The sequence below is a fragment of the Iodidimonas gelatinilytica genome, assembly GCF_008579125.1.
Taxonomy (GTDB): Bacteria; Pseudomonadota; Alphaproteobacteria; order Sphingomonadales; family Rhodothalassiaceae; genus Iodidimonas; species Iodidimonas muriae.
Map to the genome: position 1 here is coordinate 149430 of NZ_BKCL01000004.1, position 19324 is coordinate 168753.

Annotated in this window: 21 protein-coding genes; 8 read left to right on the plus strand and 13 right to left on the minus strand. The window is 54.1% G+C overall.

Annotation, left to right across the window (positions count from 1 at the left end; genetic code table 11):
- Positions 1 to 211 precede the first annotated feature (211 nt).
- A complete protein-coding gene (phoU, locus tag JCM17844_RS07130) occupies positions 212 to 961 on the plus strand; it encodes a phosphate signaling complex protein PhoU (RefSeq protein ID WP_150000314.1) in 750 nt (249 codons plus the stop codon).
- Positions 962 to 1076: 115 nt separating this feature from the next.
- Here the strand turns inward: phoU and JCM17844_RS07135 are convergent, their stop codons facing one another.
- Complete coding sequence (locus tag JCM17844_RS07135) at positions 1077 to 1487, minus strand: c-type cytochrome (RefSeq protein ID WP_210431563.1); 411 nt, start codon at positions 1485 to 1487, stop codon at positions 1077 to 1079.
- 181 nt (positions 1488 to 1668) lie between these two features.
- Between JCM17844_RS07135 and JCM17844_RS07140 the strand changes: the two genes are divergently transcribed.
- Positions 1669 to 2406, plus strand: a complete 738-nt coding sequence (locus tag JCM17844_RS07140; RefSeq protein WP_150000316.1) for a tryptophan 2,3-dioxygenase family protein — start codon at positions 1669 to 1671, stop codon at positions 2404 to 2406.
- 16 nt (positions 2407 to 2422) lie between these two features.
- On the opposite strand, the gene JCM17844_RS07145 is transcribed toward JCM17844_RS07140, so the two are convergent.
- On the minus strand, positions 2423 to 2986 hold the full coding sequence (locus JCM17844_RS07145; RefSeq protein ID WP_150000317.1) for a hypothetical protein: 564 nt from the start codon (positions 2984 to 2986) through the stop codon (positions 2423 to 2425).
- Positions 2987 to 3314: 328 nt separating this feature from the next.
- Here JCM17844_RS07145 and JCM17844_RS07150 point away from each other — a divergent pair, with 328 nt between their 5' ends.
- Positions 3315 to 4634 carry an acyl-CoA desaturase gene (locus JCM17844_RS07150; RefSeq protein WP_150000318.1) on the plus strand — a complete coding sequence of 440 codons (1320 nt, stop codon included), beginning with the start codon at positions 3315 to 3317 and terminating at the stop codon, positions 4632 to 4634.
- A 59-nt stretch (positions 4635 to 4693) separates the two neighbouring features.
- Here the strand turns inward: JCM17844_RS07150 and JCM17844_RS16505 are convergent, their stop codons facing one another.
- The 4 genes from JCM17844_RS16505 to JCM17844_RS07170 all read right to left on the minus strand — a co-directional run bounded on the left by JCM17844_RS16505 (position 4694) and on the right by JCM17844_RS07170 (position 7275).
- Positions 4694 to 4897 carry a TorF family putative porin gene (locus tag JCM17844_RS16505; RefSeq protein ID WP_210431622.1) on the minus strand — a complete coding sequence of 68 codons (204 nt, stop codon included), beginning with the start codon at positions 4895 to 4897 and terminating at the stop codon, positions 4694 to 4696.
- On the minus strand, positions 4867 to 5436 hold the full coding sequence (locus JCM17844_RS16510; RefSeq protein WP_210431564.1) for a TorF family putative porin: 570 nt from the start codon (positions 5434 to 5436) through the stop codon (positions 4867 to 4869). The genes JCM17844_RS16505 and JCM17844_RS16510 overlap by 31 nt, the downstream gene beginning before the upstream one ends.
- Before the next feature lie 155 nt (positions 5437 to 5591).
- Complete coding sequence (locus JCM17844_RS07165; RefSeq protein ID WP_150000321.1) at positions 5592 to 6950, minus strand: ammonium transporter AmtB; 1359 nt, start codon at positions 6948 to 6950, stop codon at positions 5592 to 5594.
- The gene (locus JCM17844_RS07170; RefSeq protein WP_150000322.1) at positions 6937 to 7275 is read right to left on the minus strand and encodes a P-II family nitrogen regulator; all 339 of its coding nucleotides are present in this window, start codon (positions 7273 to 7275) and stop codon (positions 6937 to 6939) included. The genes JCM17844_RS07165 and JCM17844_RS07170 overlap by 14 nt, the downstream gene beginning before the upstream one ends.
- A 216-nt stretch (positions 7276 to 7491) precedes the next feature.
- Between JCM17844_RS07170 and JCM17844_RS14740 the strand changes: the two genes are divergently transcribed.
- A complete protein-coding gene (locus JCM17844_RS14740; RefSeq protein ID WP_210431565.1) occupies positions 7492 to 8280 on the plus strand; it encodes a helix-turn-helix transcriptional regulator in 789 nt (262 codons plus the stop codon).
- Positions 8281 to 8282: 2 nt separating this feature from the next.
- On the opposite strand, the gene JCM17844_RS16515 is transcribed toward JCM17844_RS14740, so the two are convergent.
- On the minus strand, positions 8283 to 8567 hold the full coding sequence (locus JCM17844_RS16515; RefSeq protein ID WP_150000323.1) for a DUF2189 domain-containing protein: 285 nt from the start codon (positions 8565 to 8567) through the stop codon (positions 8283 to 8285).
- The gene (locus JCM17844_RS16520; protein ID WP_150000324.1) at positions 8564 to 9076 is read right to left on the minus strand and encodes a DUF2189 domain-containing protein; all 513 of its coding nucleotides are present in this window, start codon (positions 9074 to 9076) and stop codon (positions 8564 to 8566) included. The genes JCM17844_RS16515 and JCM17844_RS16520 overlap by 4 nt, the downstream gene beginning before the upstream one ends.
- A gap of 257 nt (positions 9077 to 9333) precedes the next feature.
- Here JCM17844_RS16520 and JCM17844_RS07190 point away from each other — a divergent pair, with 257 nt between their 5' ends.
- Positions 9334 to 9537 (plus strand): dodecin family protein, encoded by a 204-nt coding sequence (locus JCM17844_RS07190; protein ID WP_150000325.1) that lies wholly within the window; start codon positions 9334 to 9336, stop codon positions 9535 to 9537.
- 20 nt (positions 9538 to 9557) lie between these two features.
- Here the strand turns inward: JCM17844_RS07190 and JCM17844_RS07195 are convergent, their stop codons facing one another.
- Complete coding sequence (locus tag JCM17844_RS07195; RefSeq protein WP_210431566.1) at positions 9558 to 9977, minus strand: YybH family protein; 420 nt, start codon at positions 9975 to 9977, stop codon at positions 9558 to 9560.
- 203 nt (positions 9978 to 10180) lie between these two features.
- Between JCM17844_RS07195 and JCM17844_RS07200 the strand changes: the two genes are divergently transcribed.
- Positions 10181 to 10489 carry a hypothetical protein gene (locus tag JCM17844_RS07200; RefSeq protein ID WP_150000327.1) on the plus strand — a complete coding sequence of 103 codons (309 nt, stop codon included), beginning with the start codon at positions 10181 to 10183 and terminating at the stop codon, positions 10487 to 10489.
- 2 nt (positions 10490 to 10491) lie between these two features.
- On the opposite strand, the gene JCM17844_RS07205 is transcribed toward JCM17844_RS07200, so the two are convergent.
- The 3 genes from JCM17844_RS07205 to JCM17844_RS07215 all read right to left on the minus strand — a co-directional run bounded on the left by JCM17844_RS07205 (position 10492) and on the right by JCM17844_RS07215 (position 17117).
- Positions 10492 to 12513, minus strand: a complete 2022-nt coding sequence (locus JCM17844_RS07205; RefSeq protein ID WP_210431567.1) for a tetratricopeptide repeat-containing sulfotransferase family protein — start codon at positions 12511 to 12513, stop codon at positions 10492 to 10494.
- A gap of 77 nt (positions 12514 to 12590) precedes the next feature.
- Entirely contained in the window at positions 12591 to 15236 is a 2646-nt protein-coding gene (locus JCM17844_RS07210) for a TonB-dependent receptor (protein WP_150000328.1), read from the minus strand.
- Between the two features lie 630 nt (positions 15237 to 15866).
- Complete coding sequence (locus tag JCM17844_RS07215) at positions 15867 to 17117, minus strand: MFS transporter (protein WP_150000329.1); 1251 nt, start codon at positions 17115 to 17117, stop codon at positions 15867 to 15869.
- Between the two features lie 141 nt (positions 17118 to 17258).
- Between JCM17844_RS07215 and JCM17844_RS07220 the strand changes: the two genes are divergently transcribed.
- Both JCM17844_RS07220 and JCM17844_RS07225 read left to right on the plus strand, forming a co-directional pair.
- Positions 17259 to 17798, plus strand: a complete 540-nt coding sequence (locus JCM17844_RS07220; protein ID WP_150000330.1) for a hypothetical protein — start codon at positions 17259 to 17261, stop codon at positions 17796 to 17798.
- On the plus strand, positions 17741 to 18070 hold the full coding sequence (locus JCM17844_RS07225) for a hypothetical protein (RefSeq protein WP_150000331.1): 330 nt from the start codon (positions 17741 to 17743) through the stop codon (positions 18068 to 18070). The genes JCM17844_RS07220 and JCM17844_RS07225 overlap by 58 nt, the downstream gene beginning before the upstream one ends.
- A gap of 22 nt (positions 18071 to 18092) precedes the next feature.
- On the opposite strand, the gene JCM17844_RS07230 is transcribed toward JCM17844_RS07225, so the two are convergent.
- On the minus strand, positions 18093 to 19076 hold the full coding sequence (locus JCM17844_RS07230; RefSeq protein WP_150000332.1) for an NADPH:quinone oxidoreductase family protein: 984 nt from the start codon (positions 19074 to 19076) through the stop codon (positions 18093 to 18095).
- Positions 19077 to 19324: the final 248 nt, after the last annotated feature.

A 19324-nucleotide genomic window follows, 5' to 3' on the forward strand; every position in this document is an offset into this window, starting at 1 on the left:
GCATGTCGCTATCCCTTTCCGTATCGGAAGAACGTTGCCGGTCGCATATGTCATGAACTTTACGATTATATTTCAGATTTGTGACAGTGCGATTGGACTTCATGCCCCAATAGCGTAAAGATAGACTGATATTCGTGACTTAGCGTGACCATAGCGATGACATATGCGCTGTCGCTCACCGGATCATTTTATGAAAGGCTAGGGAAATTCTATGCGGCACACCGTTCAGGCATATGATCAGGAACTCAATCATTTGCAGGCGATTCTCACCCAGATGGGCGGGCTGGCCGAACAGGAGTTGGCCAAAGCCATCGAAGCCCTGTCTGCCCGCGACCCGGAGGCCGCGGCCCTGGTGATCGCGATGGATAAAAAGCTTGATGCTTTGGAACTGGAAGCCGATGACCATGTGATTCAAATGATCGCACGACGCAGCCCGGTTGCCGATGATCTGCGCGATATTGTCTCGGCGCTTAAAATTGCCAGCATGCTGGAACGAATCGGCGATTTTGCCAAAAACATCGCCAAACGCGTCACGGTGATTTCGGAAGCCGCGCCGGTAAAGCCTGCCCTGACAATCCCGCGCATGGCGCAAGAAGCCCAGACCATGGTGCGCGAGGTTTTGGAAGCCTATGTGGAAAAAGACACCGCAAAGGCCGTGAAGGTATGGCGCTCCGATGATCGGGTGGATGCGCTTTATAACAGCCTGTTCCGCGAACTGCTGACCTATATGATGGAGTCGCCATCCTCCATCACCCAAAGCACACATCTGCTGTTTATCGCCAAAAATATCGAACGCATTGGCGATCAGGCCACCAATATTGCAGAAGTGATTTATTTCGCGGTGGAAGGAAAAGCTTTGGAGGACACACGCCCCAAAGGCGACATGACCTCTTTTGCATCTGTCGAGGGCAGTGAGAGCACTTCGGCCGATCCCGAGCACAGCAAAGACAGCCTCCAATAAGGCCGCCCGAATTTCAGGCCCCTTGCCCTTTCACGGGCTTTTAAAAATGGCTATGGTCCATAAACACGCAAAAGCGCGCCCCATCATGCAGGCGCGCTTTTTCGGTTAAGCCTTCTCAATCGTCGTCTTTATCCGAGGCGCGCTCGATAAAGGCGATCACATTGTCGCGGTCTTCTTCCTTGCGCAAACCGGGGAAGGCCATCTTGTTTCCCGGAATATATTCTCTGGGATTTTCCAGATAAGCAGACAGGGTATCTTCCGTCCAGGTGATCCCCGATGAGGTCATGGCATCGGAATAACGCGTAAAGCCTTCCACACTGCCTGCCTTGCGCCCGATCACGCCAAAAAGCGATGGCCCAACCCGATGCTGGCCTTCATTCACCGTATGACAGGCCTGACAGCGGCGAAAAATCTTGGCACCAATATCAGCATCCCCATCGGCCAAAGCCGATCCGGGCAAAGCCCCTAAAAACCCAAGAGACAAAGCAATCGGTGCCAGAGCTGCAGTCCGCTTCCATTCAAACACGAGTTCTTCTCCTTTGACGTTTCGTCCTGACGCGTTCTGACACACCTTGTCCTTAAGGCGCCATAGAGGCAAGGTCATGGCATGGAAACCGCACGGTATTAAGGCGGTGTATTGTCGCGCAGGCCCGCTGGAAAGCCCGTTTTCCAAGCCGAGCCATCAGCGCGAAAAAGGAGCAGATAACATGGACCGGCAAGAATTCTATGACCAAATGGCTGGAACAGGAACGTTGGATTATGAATTATATCTCAACACCCCCACCATTTTAACGGCGCAAAAACCCTTCAACGACTTTTGCAACAAAGATGAATTGCAGTTCCAGATCGTTCATCAGGTGGAAGAACTGTGGATGAAACTGATGGCCTACACGCTTTTGGACATTGATGACTATCTGGCCGAATGCAACACCAACCGTGTGCTTACATTGTTTCGCAGGGTGCATCTGTTGATGCAAATGATGACCGATCAATTAACGCTTTTGGAAACCATGTCGCCCAAGGAATATCAGGAAATCCGCCTGCAATTGGGCAATGGGTCCGGTCAGGAGTCCCCGGGCTTCCGCATGCTTTTGAAAATGCCCCGGCATTTATGGAACAGCTTCAAAAGCGCCTATCTGGATAAAAAAGGTCTAAGCGTGGAAGCCATTTATAACAGCGGCTACGACCATGGGGATGCCTATATGGTGGCGGAAGCCTTCACCGAATTCGACGAATTGTTCCAGAAATTCCGCTATCACCATATCCAATTGATCCACCGGTCCATCGGTATGGATGCCAAATCCTTGAAAGGGCGATCGGTGGAACTGCTCAAAGACGGATTACGCACCCGCTTTTTCCCCGAGCTATGGCAAATCCGCAATGAAATGACCGATAGCTGGGGCGGCAGTTATGGGGTGGTCAGGGACAGCATTTCCGGCCACTGATACCCTAAAGCAAGAATCAGTTCCCTATTTTCTCTTTCAACAGGGGAACCAGCGGTCGAACAATGTCGATATGCGCTTGCGGCACTTGTTTGACCGCTTCCAACACCACCCGCATGCCTTCAATCTGCTCGCGCACACCATGGGGCATTTGCGCCAGCATCTCTGGCGAGACCTGCTCGGCCATGCGGCGGCTTTCGGGGGACATGGTTTCAATTTCCGTTGCCATGAACGCCGCCATCACCTGATCGCCGGTCCGCGCCCAGCTTTGCACATCGGAAAAGCCGTTCGTTTTCACCAGATCCATCATGGCGTTGAAATTTTCAGGGCTGTTGTTTTCCAGCCACGCCGCCCCGCGACTATAAGGGGTAAAGCCGCTTTCCGGTGTGGGCCGCAAGGCATCCTGAAAGCCAGCTGCCTGACCGGACTCTTGCAGATTTTGCCCCAAGGCAATGATACCGGGCAGGCTTTCAATAAAGCGCTCTACCATATCTGTGTTCAAATCCTGCGCCCGGGCCGTGTGTCCCCAGCCACCTGTACCAATGGCAACCAGCATCACGAACATCATCACATACCGCATCATCACGTCCACTTTTACAAAGGTCTCTTACGCCCGGATAAAAAAGGCAGAGCATATTTCCATAGTTGAGAATCTTTACCGCAACACGCCCAATTCGTCCACCGGCCAATCCAATTGCCCGCCCCATAGATCAAAGACCAAGGCAATGGCTATATAATGGCGGCAGCCGTGATGGATTGTCGCGCCCTTGCGGTTGCTCTCTGTCTTTTTACCACCATATCTTATATAAAGTAGATGAACCGTGCGGAGGCTGTTTTATGATCACTCTCCTTCGGGCCGCTAAAAGGTGTGGCAACCGATGCCCGCCCCTTCGAGAGAGTATCGATAATCAATGACAGTTTCCCAGTATCCCGGTGCACCGGAGCGCTCCATTAAAAAGCCTCAGGCCGAAATTGAATGGGCGTCAACCGTTCCTTTCATTCTGGCACATCTTGCGTGTTTCGCCGCCATCTGGACCGGCGTTCATCTGGGCGATATTCTGATCGCCATCAGCCTTTATGCCGTGCGTATGTTCGGTGTAACCGGCGGCTATCACCGCTATTTTTCACACCGTACCTATAAAACAGGGCGGGTGTTCCAGTTCATTCTGGCCTTCATCGCCCAAAGCTCGGCGCAACGCGGCGCTTTGTGGTGGGCCGGAACGCACCGCCACCATCATCGCTTTTCCGATACCGAAAACGATGTACATTCACCGGTGCGCCGCAGCTTTCTCTATTCCCATATGGGCTGGATTTTCGACCGCAAACACCGCGATACGGATCTTGCCGCCGTGCCGGATCTGGCAAAATTCCCCGAATTGGTATGGCTGGATCGTTTCCGCTATCTGCCGCCCATCACTCTTGGGGTGGCTGTGTGGCTCCTTGCCGGCTGGTCCGGCCTTGTGGTCGGGTTTTTCTGGAGCACCGTTGCTCTTTGGCACGCCACCTTCTCCATCAATTCCCTCGCCCATGTGCATGGCAGCCGCCGCTATCTGACCGGCGATCAATCGCGCAACAACTGGTGGCTGGCCCTGCTGACCTTTGGCGAAGGCTGGCACAATAATCACCATCATTATCAAAGCGCCGCCTGTCAGGGCTTTCGCTGGTACGAGATTGATATCAGCTTTTATATCCTGAAAGGCCTGGCGGCTTTCGGCATCGTCCGTGAACTGAAAACGCCCCCCAAAGCCGTTGTGCATAATGAACAGCGCCTTGGCCGCGCCGTGGTGGAAAAAGCCGCTACCGAACTGGCGGAAAGCTTTCAGGTGGATCGCATCGCTCAGGAATTGCGTCAGGCATTCATGGATAAGCGGGCCAGCTTCGATGCCTCTATGGAAGATTTTTCCCATAAGGTGGAAAACTGGCAGCACGAGATGAATGCTCTGCTCGACCGTTGGCATCAGCAGCTTGATTACAAGATGGAACATGCCCGGCAGGAACTGGATGATCTGGTGCATCGCACCCATCTTCAATCTGCCTGCCTTGCCCACGGGGGTAGACTTGCGCAGCCGGGCCAGCGCCATGTTTGTTCACACACCATCAATGAACGACATTCTGGACCGCGCCCGCCAGATTATGGTGGAAACCGTGCGGGATGTGGCTTTGAAAGCCCAAACGCAGCCCATGCCCATGGGCGCCAAGGGCTGAAACATCACCATATAGAGATGGCCTAAAAAAGGGGCACCGCAAACAGGCGGTGCCTCTTTTGTTTTAAGCATCCGTCCGCGCCTTCCTAGAAAGACACACCAACGGAAAACACCACCGTGGCATCCAGAAGATCGCCGGTTTTGCTGGTGTCGATATAACTTGCGGAGAAATCCAGGCTTTTCCAAGATGCGCTAAGCCCTAAGCTCCAGTCCACTTTATCATCGCCGAAAGCCCCGTCCTCCCACCCGATGGAACCGATCAGGGAAAAAGGCGTGTCGCCAATGGCCAAAGCACTGGAATTATAGAGATAGATATTGTCGGTGCTGCCGATATTGCCCTGATCGGGGGCATAGGCTGCTCCGAAACTGGTGCTGAAAGCGCCGAAAGTGCGCCCCACCGAGATATAAGCTCCACATAATCGGTATCCGTTCCGCCGGGAAACAGATAGGCGGTCACACCGGCGCTAAGATCAAAGCCTTTCCATGTGGTTCCATAGCCGAAATTCACATCCACTTCGGTTTCCGAGCCATTGAAGCTCTCGATGCTTGATCCCCACACGCCAAGATAAAATCCCGGCTCTGTATCGACGGTGAAGCCGCCCTGAATGGCGATATCCTCATCGCTTAAAGAAACGCCCCGGAAGCGGTAATCCGAAACCAGTGCCGCATTGCCGCTAAAGATGAAAAAGGGCGTTTCATCTTCGCTTTGCGCCAGACTGGCCGGTGCTGAAAACAAAAAGGATATGGGGATAAAAGCAAGGCAGGACCGGCGCAGGATATGATCGTTCAGAAGGCCGGGCTTCAGGCAAAGGGGGGCTGTGCGTTCCATAAGGCTCTCCATGGACGGTTAAGATCGTTGGGAAATGTTCAAGTCTGGATGTCGGCGTCTTTGTTATGGCCGACAGATATTCCGCCCCGTCTGGGGAGCGGTGGGGCGGGAACGTCAAGGCTGCTCAAAACCCCGTTCCCACCCCCAAAGCCGGTTCAGCCGCCGCGCAGCTTTTGTGAACCGCCTCCGAACTCGGGATAAGCTTCAAGCCCAAGCTCTGCGATGTCGGACCCCATGGTTTCGGATTCAGCATCCAGCCGGATGCCCATGCTGTATTTCAGCGCAAACCATAGAGCCGTGCTGGTTATGATGACAAAAGCCCCGATGGAAACCACGCCCACAATCTGTGTGATGAAGCTGGCGTCCCCATTGGTCAATGGCACCGCCAAGGTTCCCCAGATGCCGCCCACCAGATGAACGGAGATGGCCCCCACCACATCATCGATCTTCATCCGGTCAATAAACGGCACGGCAAATACCACAAGCGCAGACCCAACCGCCCCGATCAGAATGGCCTGCCCCACCGTGGGTGTTAATGGTTCGGCGGTGATAGCCACCAATCCGGCCAATGCGCCATTCAGGCTCATGGTCAAATCCACCTTGCCATATATCCAGCGGGTCAAAGTTACCGCCGTCACCACGCCGCCTGCGGCTGCCATATTGGTATTGGCAAAAATCTGGCTGATGGCGATGGAATCCGCGGCCGAGCCCAAGGCAAGCTGCGAAGCACCATTGAATCCGAACCATCCGAACCACAAAACGAATGTGCCAAGGGTTGCCAAAGGCAGGCTGGAGCCTGGAATGGCACGCGGACGGCCCTGCGCATCATATTTCCCAAGGCGCGGCCCCAAGATGATGGCCCCGGTAAGCGCAGCCCAACCGCCGGTCGAATGCACAAGGGTAGAGCCTGCAAAATCGGCAAAGCCCCGTTCGGCCAGCCAGCCGCCCCCCCAATGCCACGAGCCCTGAATGGGATAGACCAATCCGGTCAAAAGGGCGGTGAACACCAAAAACGGCACCAGTTTCACCCGTTCGGCCACTGTTCCCGACACGATAGAGGCGGCGGTTGCCACAAAGACCATCTGGAAAAACCAGTCCGATGCCGCTGCATAACCGGCAGAAAAATCGCCGTCCTCTGCCAAGGCTGCACCATCATCAGGCGACCAAAGACCAAAGCTGCCCAGCAATCCGCCATCCACACCGTCATACATCAGACGATAACCGATGAGGAAATACATGATCCCGGCAACGGAATAGAGCGAGATATTCTTAAGGCAAATATCCGCCACATTTTTCGACCGCACCAAGCCCGCTTCCAGCATACAAAAGCCGGCGGCCATCCACATCACCAGAAATCCACCGATCAGGAACAGCAATGTATTGAAAACAAAGGCTGTTTCTTCACTTACGGCGGCAAAGGCAGGCACCGGAGCCATAAGCACGGCACCGGCCAAAGCCACTCCGCCAGCCCGGTGTAGCGTTTTTCTTCCAAAAAAGGACTTATAAAGCGGCATCGTCGGCTTCCTCTGTTCTGATGCGCAGGGCAAATTCAACGGGCAGGACGAAAATCTTTCCGTCTCCCATTCTTCCGGTCTGCGCGGCTTTTTTGATTTCCTCGATCGCCGCCTCACATTGATCCGAGGCAACGACGGTTTCGATCTTGATCTTGGGCACGAAGCTGATGGCATATTCCGCCCCGCGATAGATCTCTGTATGGCCTTTCTGGCGGCCATAGCCCTGCACTTCGCTGACGGTCATTCCCTCTACCCCGATGGCGGAAAGGGCATCCTTGACCGCCTCTAGGCGCGAGGGCCGCAGCACAGCAACAATCATTTTCATCGGCGCATCCTTTGCATGTCTTTATGTCGTTAAGGCCGGACGAATTATCTGATTATTGTGCGCTGCAAAATTATGGTTTATAGTCCCCAAACGGGTGACAAACCGCAGATCTTCTAAAGAACTGTTTTTCATGGTGAATTTCAGATGCGGCCGGAATCCGGTGTTTTGTTGCGACGCAAAAATTGCCGGGACACACATTTTTTGCAGGGGAGGCGCATGTCAAAAAAGCAGGCAGACGATTCCCAAAACATGCATATGGAATCCCTGATCGAAGCCATTGGCCTGCCGCGTTTCGATACGGCTTTGCTGGCCTGTGCCGCCGCCCTTTCAGGAAGCCATGTGGTCCTTGGCTTTCTGCGCCTTCATAAAACTGTGGTGTCCCTTGTCGCCAAAGGTGGGCAGGGCTGCGAGGAAACAGCCACATTGGCGGCCTTGCGCTATGGCACCCGGCTTTGGCACGAAGATGCTTACCTGCAAAGCGGCCTGCGGCTTTTACCCGAAAGCCAAACGCGCTTGCAGATTGTCACACGCGCCAGCATGGCCCACGACCCCATGGGACCGCGTATTCTGGATTTTCTGGATGCGGGGGTGCAGATTTCATTTTACCGCCGTCTGGATGGCGGGCTTTATATCCTGCGCTTTTATGCGGCGGACCCCATTGCCCCCGTGCAGCAAGAAGCGCTGGACGCAATGGGGAGGCTGATGATGTCGGCCATGATCCGACACGGGGAATTGCGCAAACGCAGCCGCCGCGCGGTGCTGAAACAAAATGCCCGGACCATGATTTCCGACAGCCTGACCCGCGAAGACAGAAATCTGACCCCCCGTGAAACCGCTGTGTGCACCGCAACCCTTCTGGGGCAATCGGTCGAGGCCATCAGTCTGGAGCTATCCATCACCGAAAATAGCGTTCGGACCTATAAAAAGCGGGCTTATAAGCGTTTGGGCATTTCCTCTCAGGCGCAGCTTTTTGCCCTGTGCTTCAATGATGCAACAGAGCGCTGACCCTATTTCACTGTGGCGCGATAGATATGCCATGTGGCATGACCAAGAATGGGGAAGATCACCGCCAAGCCCACAGCCAGCGGCAAGAATCCCAAAAACAGCCCGGCGGTAATCACAAAGCCCCAATAAGCCATGGCGCGCGGATTCGCCGCCACCACTTTCAAAGAAAGAGCCACCGCCGTTGGCGCATCCACATGCCGATCCAAAAGCATGGGAAAAGACACGGCGCTAATGGCAAACACCAGAACCGAGAACACGGCCCCCAAGGCATTTCCCGCCATAATCATTGTCCAGCCTTCCGGCGTTGTGAACAAGCCGCAAGCGGCGCTTCGGGGGTGGCAATCGTCCCCAATGTGTAGGTGTAAAGCAGCAAAGCCGTCAAAATCCAAAGCGAGAACAAAAGCAGCAGCAACATGCCCAGAACAAGAATTTGGCTGAAGGCTGCAGCGCGAAACACCCCGAAGGCATCACGCCAATGCATTTCCCCCGTTTCCTCGCGCTTGCGGCTCATTTCATAAAGCCCCAATGCTGCAAATGGCCCCACAAGACTAAAGCCTGCAATCAAGGGATAAATAAGCGGCAATAAATCCCGCCCGGTGACCGCCGCCAGCAAAATGAAGCACAGCAAAGGATAAAGCAGCCCCAGAAACACCGCATGGGATGGGCGCTGGCTGAAATCATCATATCCGGCTTGCAAGGCGGCTTTTACATCCCCGACAGATATTTTTTTGATTTGCCTCCCTTCAGACGTTGCGTTCCCTTCATGGAAAATTGGCTGTGTCTGTGCGTGAACCATCTCTATCTCCTTCGCTGATTGCAAAAGATCACCATCTCACTCTGCGTCATAATGCCGCATTATGATCGCCCCGTCACTAGGGATGCCATCAAAATACCAACACGAGCGCGTGAAATTTTCATCCTGGCAAAACAACAAGGCTTCTCAGGCGTAGATATCCGTATCAGGGGGGCGTTTCTTCATAAGAAAGCCCCCCTCTCCGAACGAAACATCACAGGAAAACGCCAAATCATGAAGCTCAGGAAAGGATAGCCATCATGTCTATAGCCCGTATCACCGAGATTTCAGCAACCTCGCCAAAAAGCTTCGAGGACGCCACGCAGAAAGGGATTGCGCGCGCTGTAAATTCTTTACGCAATGTGAAAAGCGCATGGATCAAGGACCAGATTGCCACCATCGAGAATGATAAAATCTCGGAATATAAAGTGCATATGATGGTGAGCTTCGTTCTCGACGATTGAACGAGATCAGCAGCCCTGACTTAAGGGGCGGCGGATGTATGATCGGATAAAATACGCCAATCCTTGCCAAAACGCTTCATGGTCAGGGTGAACAACCCTTCAGAACGGCCGCCCTTTCGCTCCAGATGAAAACGCCCGAACACGATACCTGCCTCGTCGGATAATACCGTCGCTTCCAGATCGGTGAAGCGCAGCACTCCCATGCTGTCTTTTGTCTCACCATAGGCGGCAAGATACCGCTGCAAGGTGCTGTCCCACCCGCGGGTGACCGTATTTCCCGAAGCAAATCGCAAGCGATCGTTGTTCCAATAGCTGTGCATGAAGCCGCGAATATCGCCCTTGTTCCAAGCCTCGGCACTGCGCGCCACTTCGGCGATCATCTCCGCCTTGATCTCCCCTTTGGTCCCCTGTTGAGAAAAGGCAGGTGCGGCAGCCATCATCAAGCAAAAATCGTAAAAAGCCAAATTCTGTGGATCATCGTGTTTTCCTTTAAAAGCGTGAGTCGATGTGGTGCCTGTCATCAAAACCGTGTTTGCCTGGGGGAAAAGCCCCCGATGATCGAACAATATCAACGAACGGTAAGCGCCCCTTAATATATTTGGACCTAAGACAAAGAAGGGAACAAAATAGCAGGATGGGGTCCATGCCAACAGAATATCGTGAAATCGGCTTTTCCATGTCGGAATTGGCAAAAGCGCTCCATAGCCATGCCACAACCCAAAACCCGGAACTGACCCTTGATCCCCCAAGTTCCATCCGCATCAATGGCAAGGATGAACTGGTGGTGGCCATTCGCTTTGGCGATCAAGAAGAAGACCGCTTTTCCGCACTGGAAGTAACGGCGGCCCTTATCCGACATGCCAAAGCCATTGGCGTTCCCGTGGCACGCAAAGCCCGTAAGGCGCTGGCAACCAAAAACAACATGCTGATCCTGAAATTGTGGATGGGCTGATCTCAGTCGATGGGATAACGCTCCAGAACCGGCCCCAATGCCTTTTTCAAAGCACCCAGATGCGGTTCAAAATGCCGCCATTGCTCTAGCCCTTTTGTGCTGATGGGGCGGCGCACCTGCTCGGAACTGGCGGTGCGTACGGAACGGTTGGTCTTGTGGAATTCCACACAGGCCGGCTCAAAATCCAATCCGCAAAAATCCAGTATCCGGCGCACTTGCCCGTCCAGATCCTCCACCACATCTTCATGCTGCACCCGCAAGATCTTGCCGGGCAATACCCGGTCCCAATGATCCATCAGATCCACATAACCGCGGTAATAATGGCCGATTTCCTCCAGGCCATAGGTGAATTCCTGACCTTCCGCAAACAACTGCTTGAAGCCGGAAAAGCAGCAGGCCATGGGATGGCGTCGCGCATCGATAATTCTGGCATTGGGCAAGATCAGTGCAATCAGCCCGATATGGCGGAAATTATTGGGCATTTTATCGGTGAAAAACGGGGCACCCTGCCGGTGGATGCGGGTATCATCCAGATAGGTTTGCCCCAGTTCTTTCAGCTTTTCGGCACTCAAATCATGCAGATTCAAAGGATAGGCTGAAGATTTCCCGATACGTTTGCGCCCCCGCAGCCGATGCGACAAAGCCAGAATATTGGGCAGTTCCAACGTGCCGTCCACTTGGCTGTGGGACGCAAGAATCTGCTCTAATAATGTGGAGCCGGCACGCGGAAGCCCAACAATGAAAATCGGATCGGGAGCCGGACAGCCCTTGCCCCCCTGTTTTTCAAACAGCTCTTTGGAACAAATTTCGGCCTGAGCGCGCAGCTCTTCCAGCATTTGATCCGTCCGATAGGTGCTTTGGCGGCGCTTTAGTGCATTGCCCCGTTCATAATATCCAAAGGCCGCATCATAGGCCTCGCGGTCCTCATAGGCTTTGCCCAAGGAAAAACAAAAATGCACCCGTTCATAAAGCCCCATGGACGGCGACTGTTCGAGGCGCTCCATCTTCGCAAGATCGTCGTCCTTAAACCCATAGGTCTTAAGATTGGCCAGCGCATACCAGGCATCGGCATGATCGGGCTTTGCCGCAAGAGCGGCGCGATATGACGCCACCGCTTCATCCTGACGACCATAGGTTTTCAGCGCATGGCCGCGCGATGTCAGGGTTGCGGGATCATGGGGCAAAATCTCCAGCACCTGATCGAATAGGGCCAAGGCCCGTTCATAATCCCCCACCTGCAAGGATTCGATGGCATAGTTCGACAAGAACACCGGATTTTCGGGGTCTTCTTCATAAAGCTGTTTGGCCTGTGCAAGGGCCGCGGCGAATTTTTGCCGCTTGCGCAACACCTGAATATAATCCAGCCGCACCTGCTTGTTATCCGGGTCCAGTGCCAAGGCGCTTTCCAGCAAAAAATCCGCATCTTCCAGAACGCCCATGCGCACACCGACCTCGGCCAGCAACCGCATTCCTTCGATATGATGGGGATTGTTTTGCAAGAAATGGCGGCACAGCGTTTCCGCCTTTCGTATTTTCCCTTCATAGATCAGATGTGAAACGCTCAACAGCTCAGGCGGGAGCTTGGCCAGATATGCCGCCTGCGCCTGCGCATGTTTGGCCGCCGCCAGATCGCCTTTTGCCGCCAGTATCTCGGCCTGTGCCGTCCAGCTGGCGGATAAGGCGGGGTTGAACCGGCACGCCCGCCCATAAGCATGAAGGGCCGCATCCACTTGCCCCATGGCCCGCAGCAAATGCCCTTCTTCTTGAAAGCCCCGGCCAAAATCCGGCGCACTCTCGTTCAGGGCGCGTAAATGGGCCTGCGCCTCGTCATATCGTTTCAGATAGCGGCAACATACGGCGCGCATATACAGCTTGTCGATAAGCTCCGGCGTTGTGCCCCCGTCTTCCCAAAGCGCCCCCAATGTCGATAAGGCATCCTCGAAGGCACCCTTCATCATCTGGGCACGCGCCTGTTTCAGAGCCGCTTGCACATCGGTTTTCTGATCGTGGTCTTGCTGCATCATATGTCCAATAAAACGGCCGCCCCCTTCGAAAAGGGAGCGGCAGCTTATCCTTGGTTTTGGCTCTCCGTCAAAAAGCGTCAGATCTGGAAGCCAACCCGAAGGCCGATGGTGCGCGGGCGAATGGGTGTAATGCGCTCCCGATCGAATACAAAATTATTCGACAATTGCCCGACCGTATCATTGAGATTTTCGCCGTAAATCTCGACAGACCAGTTGGCTGCCGTAATCCCTGCCGACAGACCAAGCGTGGTATAGCTGTCAATGCGGGCTTTGTTGATCTCGATGATATCGCTCCATGATGCGCCAGAATAAACCAGTTTCGGCATCACATGGGCGGTGTAATCGTCCATCACCGTCCATTCATAACGCGCCCGGAGATTCCCCTGGAAACCGGGAGCAAAGGCCAGTTCCGACCCTTCCACCACATCATTGGTGGGGGTAAGAACATCGGTGATTTCCGTATCCAGAACCGAGAAGCCGCCATAGAGCGACAGCCCCGGAATGGCTGCCGGGAACCATGTCACATCGCCCTCAACCCCGAAAATCTCGGCATTTGCGGCATTATCGGAGAAGAACAGATTGGTGATGCTGGGATCAAAAATGGTGGTTTGCAGACGATCCACCTTCACATAGAAGGCGTTGCCATTGAACCGCACAGAACGATCGAACAGGTCCATTTTCCAACCCAGTTCGTAATTCTCCACATCATCGGTATCCAGCGCAAAAGGCACGGTGAAATTGTTCGGCCCGACAGCCCCACCGGGTCGGTTCAAAAGCCCCGGCCGGAAGCCTTCGGAATAGGTGGCGTAAAACAACAGGTTCTCTGTGGGTGTCCAATTCAGGGTGGCCTTGAAGATCACCCCATCTGTGGCCGCTTTATCGGGCGCACCCAAAGCATTCAACACCTGCTGTGCTTGTGCTTCGCTCAGACCCGCCGCCATGATCTCATCCAGCGTTTGGCCTTGGGTGAAGGTTTGATGCAGGCTTGTGTCGCAACTGCCGCGAAAAGTGAACTGACCATCACCATTGAATTGATCGCTGATATCAGTGCCAAAGGCGTTGATATCGGGCTGGAAGCTGTTACAGAACGAGCCATTGGCCCCGCCTTCCAGATCCACTTCGATATCGTAATAACGCGCCCCCAAAACAACAGACAGCGTATCGGGAATGGCAACGAACGTGGCTTCACCAAAGAACCCGTATTGCTCATCGGTGCGCTTCACATCATTGCGGAAGATCACCCCATCGGGGAATGGGCCGGGATCAGAGGTAAAGCCCGTGGTGAACGGGAAATTGGGGAAAAAGCCCGGCGACCCGAAAATATCGGCGTTTACCGAATTCACATAGGTGAAATCATTGCGTTCTTTCAAACTCAGATCGCTGTAGAAGCCACCCACCGTGGCATAAATGCGTTTGTCTGCGGGGGTGGTGAAGCGCAGTTCATGGGTTTGAACCGTGGTATCGGTTTCGGAATCCACAAACAGATTGGGCGGCTGACAGGTTCCCGACGGTGCGGCACTGCCCGGATAGGTTACGGAAGAATCGCAAATATAATAAGGCAGATACTGGCCGGCGAACAGATAGTCGGAATAATCGACGCGCTGTTCAGTATCGCGGTCCGTATAGGCCCCGGTATAGACCACATCCAGCATGGCCAGGCGGCCTTCAATCGTCCAAGAGGTGTTGTGGAAATCGTCTTCCAACTCATCTTCTTCAAAGCGCTGGATTTCCATGTCGCCCAATTCGGGATCGGTAAAGAACACCCCATCGCTTTCAAGACTTTGGCGAGCATGGGCCACGGTCAAAGACCAGTCTTCATTGATCGCCCAATAAGCGCTGGTGCGGAAACCGGTATAAGAGGTATCGTTGAAATCTTCTTCCACAAGGCCGGAATTATCGGCTTCAAGGAAAGTCACACCTGACAAATCCGCTTGCGACTGGAATCCGGCACGGTTGGCCGATACCGGCACACCATTGGCACGCACGGTCCCTTCCGGGCGGAACCGCGCCGATTCCGAAGCATCGCGCGTACCCAGAACATTGTCGATATAGCCGCCGCGATTGTCGTTATAAAACACCGCACGTACGGCCAATGTGTCATCGATCAGCGGAATGTTGATCACCCCTTCCGCCTTGTTGCTCATTTCACCGCCTTTGGTGAAAGACACGCCCATATTGGCCGAAGCCTCGAACTCATTCAAAACCGGCTTGTTGGTGATCATCCGCACCGTACCGGCCTGTGAACTGGCACCAAACAGAGTGCCTTGCGGCCCGGGCAGCACTTCCACCCGCTCCAGATCCACTGCATAGACATCCAGATTACGGCCCGGCTGCGCCAAGGGCTGTTCATCCAGATAAAAGGCTACATTGGGGGCAAGCCCCGCAACACCTGCGGTGGTCAGGTTCGGCGTTGTGGATGCAAGGCCACGAATATAAATGGTGTTTTGCCCCGGCCCGCTGCCGCCCGCCGTGACACCCGGCAGTTCCTGCAGATAATCGGTGAACACATCCACATTCAAGCGGTCCAGCTCACCACCGGTCAAAGCACTGACAGCCACCGGAATGTCTTGGCTGCTCTGGGCTCGTTTCGTTGCAGTAACGACGATTTCTTCGATCTGCGCATAAGCGCGTTCTTCGGTCTGCGCATAAGCATGCAGGCTTCCGAAAGTTGCAGTCAATGTTGACAGAAGCGCCACATTCAATTTGCTGGCTCGAAGACTCATCGGCAATTTCCCCGGTTTTCAATTATTGATGGCACATATAACGACATGATCGGGTAATTGCACGTATTTTTTTATATTATATAATTATTTAAGTGATATTTATTTTCCTAGTAAAAATATTTGAATAGATCATTTATATTCACGATAATAACTTATTAAGTATTTTTTGTGGGATACAAACCCAAATTTTCAATACAGATAAAAACTCCATCAAAAGGCCGGATTTGGCAGGCCAAATCCCCTTTTTTAAATAAAAGGCCCGAATAACATCAAAACCGGAAAGATTTGCGCCAATCATCCTTTGGATGTGGCACGCGCAGCCAATGACAGGCTGTATCCATCATTTTGCCACGGGCAAAAAAAAGGGCCATGACAACTGCCACGGCCCAAGTTCAGGGAGGAAACGCCCACGAGGGGCGGTGGAAAGGGGGGAAACCAATTCCACACCCTGAGAATTAAGCACAATTTCCCAGAATTCAAGCATAGCGACGTCACTTTCTAGTTAAACGCCTGTGACAATTTGGACCGCTTCTTGCCCGCATATCTGGAAAAAATGCTGAAACCACTGGCTTTTTCGCTCTTATAACGCGAACACAAAGTTGCAAGCACAGGCCCCTTTAGAGCCTATTCTTATAAGCCTTTTATCTTATCGGACGGGGATTTCTTGTAAGGCGGGCAATCGGGCGCTTTCAAATAAAAGGCCAAGGAAAGCCCAAGAGACACTCCTAAAAACGCAAACACAGCCCGATAGGATGGCTCTCCCATCGCTCCGGTTGCGCCATCGGTAAAAAGACCCGCCACCAGCCCGCTCATGGGCTGCAAAAGCCCCACGCCGCCCATCACCAGCATATTGCTGACCGTCATCCCGCGCCCCAGTGCATGGTCTGGATAAAGCGATCGCGCATGTGCCATGGAAACACTGAAATAGCCATTCCCTGCACTGATCAGGAACAACAGGATCGGCAGCAGCCAAAAGGGCGGACGCCCCCATATGGCCAGCAAGCCAAAGATGCCCATCACCAATGCACAGCCCGGCACCACAACCCATTTCCGCGTGTTGAACCGCCGATCCAAAGGCGCATAACATATTGGACCAAGGATAGAACCAACAGCCATCAGCAACAGCACATTGCCGCGATCAATGGGGTTCAGTCCGTAGATATCGGCCAGATACGGCCCGCCCCATAATGCCGTCATGGCGGCAACAGAGCCATAGCCCGTGAACAACATGGGCATCAAGGGCCATAAGCGACGGTCGGCAATCACACGACCCACCCCCATAAGGCTTTGGGTAATCCCTTCAGAGCGCCCCGAAGACAAAGGCTTGCCCCTGATCTGTTCAGGCAAAGTCACCACCATCAGCACCGCAAAAAGGCCCGCAAGCAGTCCTGCTCCAAAAAAGGTTCCCCGCCAATCGATCAGGTCCGCCATCATGGCCAATGGGCTGGTGGCCAGCAAAATCCCGGTATTGCCGATGGCCAGATGCATGGCGGTCAATGATGCAAAGCGTTCTGGTGCAAAGGCCCGCGCAAACACCACCATCGCCCCCATCAATAAAGGGGCGCATCCCATTCCCATCAAAATCCGCCCCAAAAGCAAAACAGGCGCACTATCGGCAAAAGCAAAGACCACACAGCCCGCCCCCACCACGGCCAACAGACTGGCCATCACCCGCCTTGGGCCAAAGCGATCCAAGGCCATGCCCACCGGCAATTGCATGAAGGCAAAGCTGAGAAAAAAGGCCCCCGTCAATGTGCCAAGCCCCGCCGATCCTATGCCCAGATCCTGCGAGAGATTAGGGGCCAGAACGGCAACGGAATTGCGCAAAAACTGCGACAGAATATAAGCTGGAGCCAGAACCACCAATAATCGAAGCAGCATTACCGCACTCCCAGAAATATTTTTGCGCGCCGAATAAAAATGGTTTCAAAAGCGGGCATGTACAATTTGCCAAAGCCCATCAACTACCATAAAGAAAACGGGCATACACTCTCTTGATCCATTAGTCTGAAAAGCCCCACAGTGATCGAATTCCTGCTTTCCCGAACGGCACTTGATTCCCTTTACTTGCCTGCAGCCATTTGCGCCGCATTCATTGCCTTTGCCCCTACCCGCGAAAAGCCGCATCCAACGGGGCTTGCCATTAGCCTTGCCTTTTTGATGGGGCTTTTGATGGTGCGCCCCCTGCCCGTCTGGCCACCGGTGGGGGGCATTGGTTATCTACCCTTTTTGGGCCTTTTGGGGCTGGGCTTTGGATTAGCCGCCGACCGGCCACGCTATCGCCTTTTCGCCTGTGCGTTGTTCGTGCTGTGCCTTCCCGCTCTCGCCACGATTCTTGTGGGATCGCAGGAATATGGCGGAAGACTTCGCGGTACTATCTGGCTGATCTATCCGCTTTTGATCATCGCCGGGATGATTGTTTTTGGCCGCCTGATCGGCACCGGATCGCGCCCGGCTGCCGGGCGGGCGCTGTTTTTTGCCAGCTTGGCGCTGGGCGTTGTGGCATGGCTTTATGGGTCACGCATCAGCTTCATGCTCTGGGTCTGGCCGCCGTCATTCTAAGCGCCCTTCTGGTGCTGCCCCGCCTGGGCCTGAAATGGCCGCTATCCGCCAGCTTTGCGGCCGGCAGCTTTTATTTCACCATCGCCGCCACCTTGATCCTGTCGCGGGATTTGCTGGCTCTGCCTGTGGCCATCAGTTTCTTTGCCTTTTTCATCCCCGGCATGGGGCCGTTCCTGGGCATGAAGCACAAGAACCACCGGTCGATGCTCGAATTGGCAGCGGGCAGTCTCATCGTGCTGGCTGCAGGCTTGAGCTATCTTTACGCCCCTTGACGCCGCGATTTTATCGAAGCGCTCAATCGGCACCCATTGTCACAACCACCTTGCCGGTGGACCGGCGCTCTTCCAAGGCCCGCAAGGCTTCAACCGCATTTGAAAGCGGTTCTGCATGCGAAATATGGGGCGTGATTTTGCCCTCGCCCAGCCATGTCATCAATTGATGCATGGAGCCCATCAGAATCTCGGGCCGCTTTTTGGCATAGGATCCCCAATAAAGCCCCACCACCGATATATTTTTCACCAATAAAAGATTGGCCGGTATTTGCGGAATGGTTCCCGATGCAAACCCGATCACAATAATCCGGCCTTCAAACGCGATGCAGCGCAAAGACTGGTCAAAACTGGCACCGCCCACCGGATCATAAATCACATCGGCCCCGCGCCCATTGGTGATTTCCTTCACCCGTTCGCGCAGATTCTCGGTTTTTGAATTGATCAGATGATCTGCACCTTTGCTTTTGGCCACGTCCAGTTTTTCGCGAGTGGATGCCACAGCAATCACCGTCGCTCCCATCAGCTTGCCGATTTCCACCGCGGTCAGCCCCACACCACCGGCAGCCCCATGCACCAAAAGCGTTTCTCCCGATTTCAGGCCCGCACGATGGGCCAAAGCCACATGGCTGGTGCCATAAGCCACGGAAAAAGCCGCCGCCGCTTCGAAAGACACGGATTTGGGAATGGGCAGCGCCATATCCGCCGCAACCAGCGCTTCTTCCGCCAAGCCGCCGGTGCCGATCATCGACATCACCCGATCGCCGGGCTTGATGCCTTTCACATCCGGGGCAACCTCCAGCACCTCGCCCGCCACTTCGCCGCCCGGCGTGAACGGCAAGGGCGGTTTTTCCTGATACAGCCCTTTAACAATCAGAATATCGGCAAAATTGATCCCGCAGGCCCGCACCCCGATGCGGATATGCCCCGATTTCATCTGTGGGCTGGCCACCTCTTCCACCTTCAGCATGTCCAGTTCGCCCGGCTCATGAACTCTGATCGCCTTCATTGGCTATATCCTTTATCAAATTCGGGGTGGCACCGATGCATCGCCGCCAAGGCTAGGCGCAAGGGCAAGACGGCGCAAGAACAAGAAGACTCATAACCACATGCAGAAACTTCCCCAAAAATATTGCAATGCAATATAGATATCCCACATACCAGATGCGGCGCATTTCACATTTTTTGCGCAAGATCCCACCATTGCCGTCCGCAATGCTTGTAATTGCGCGCTTTCTCCTTATAGTCCGCGCGCCC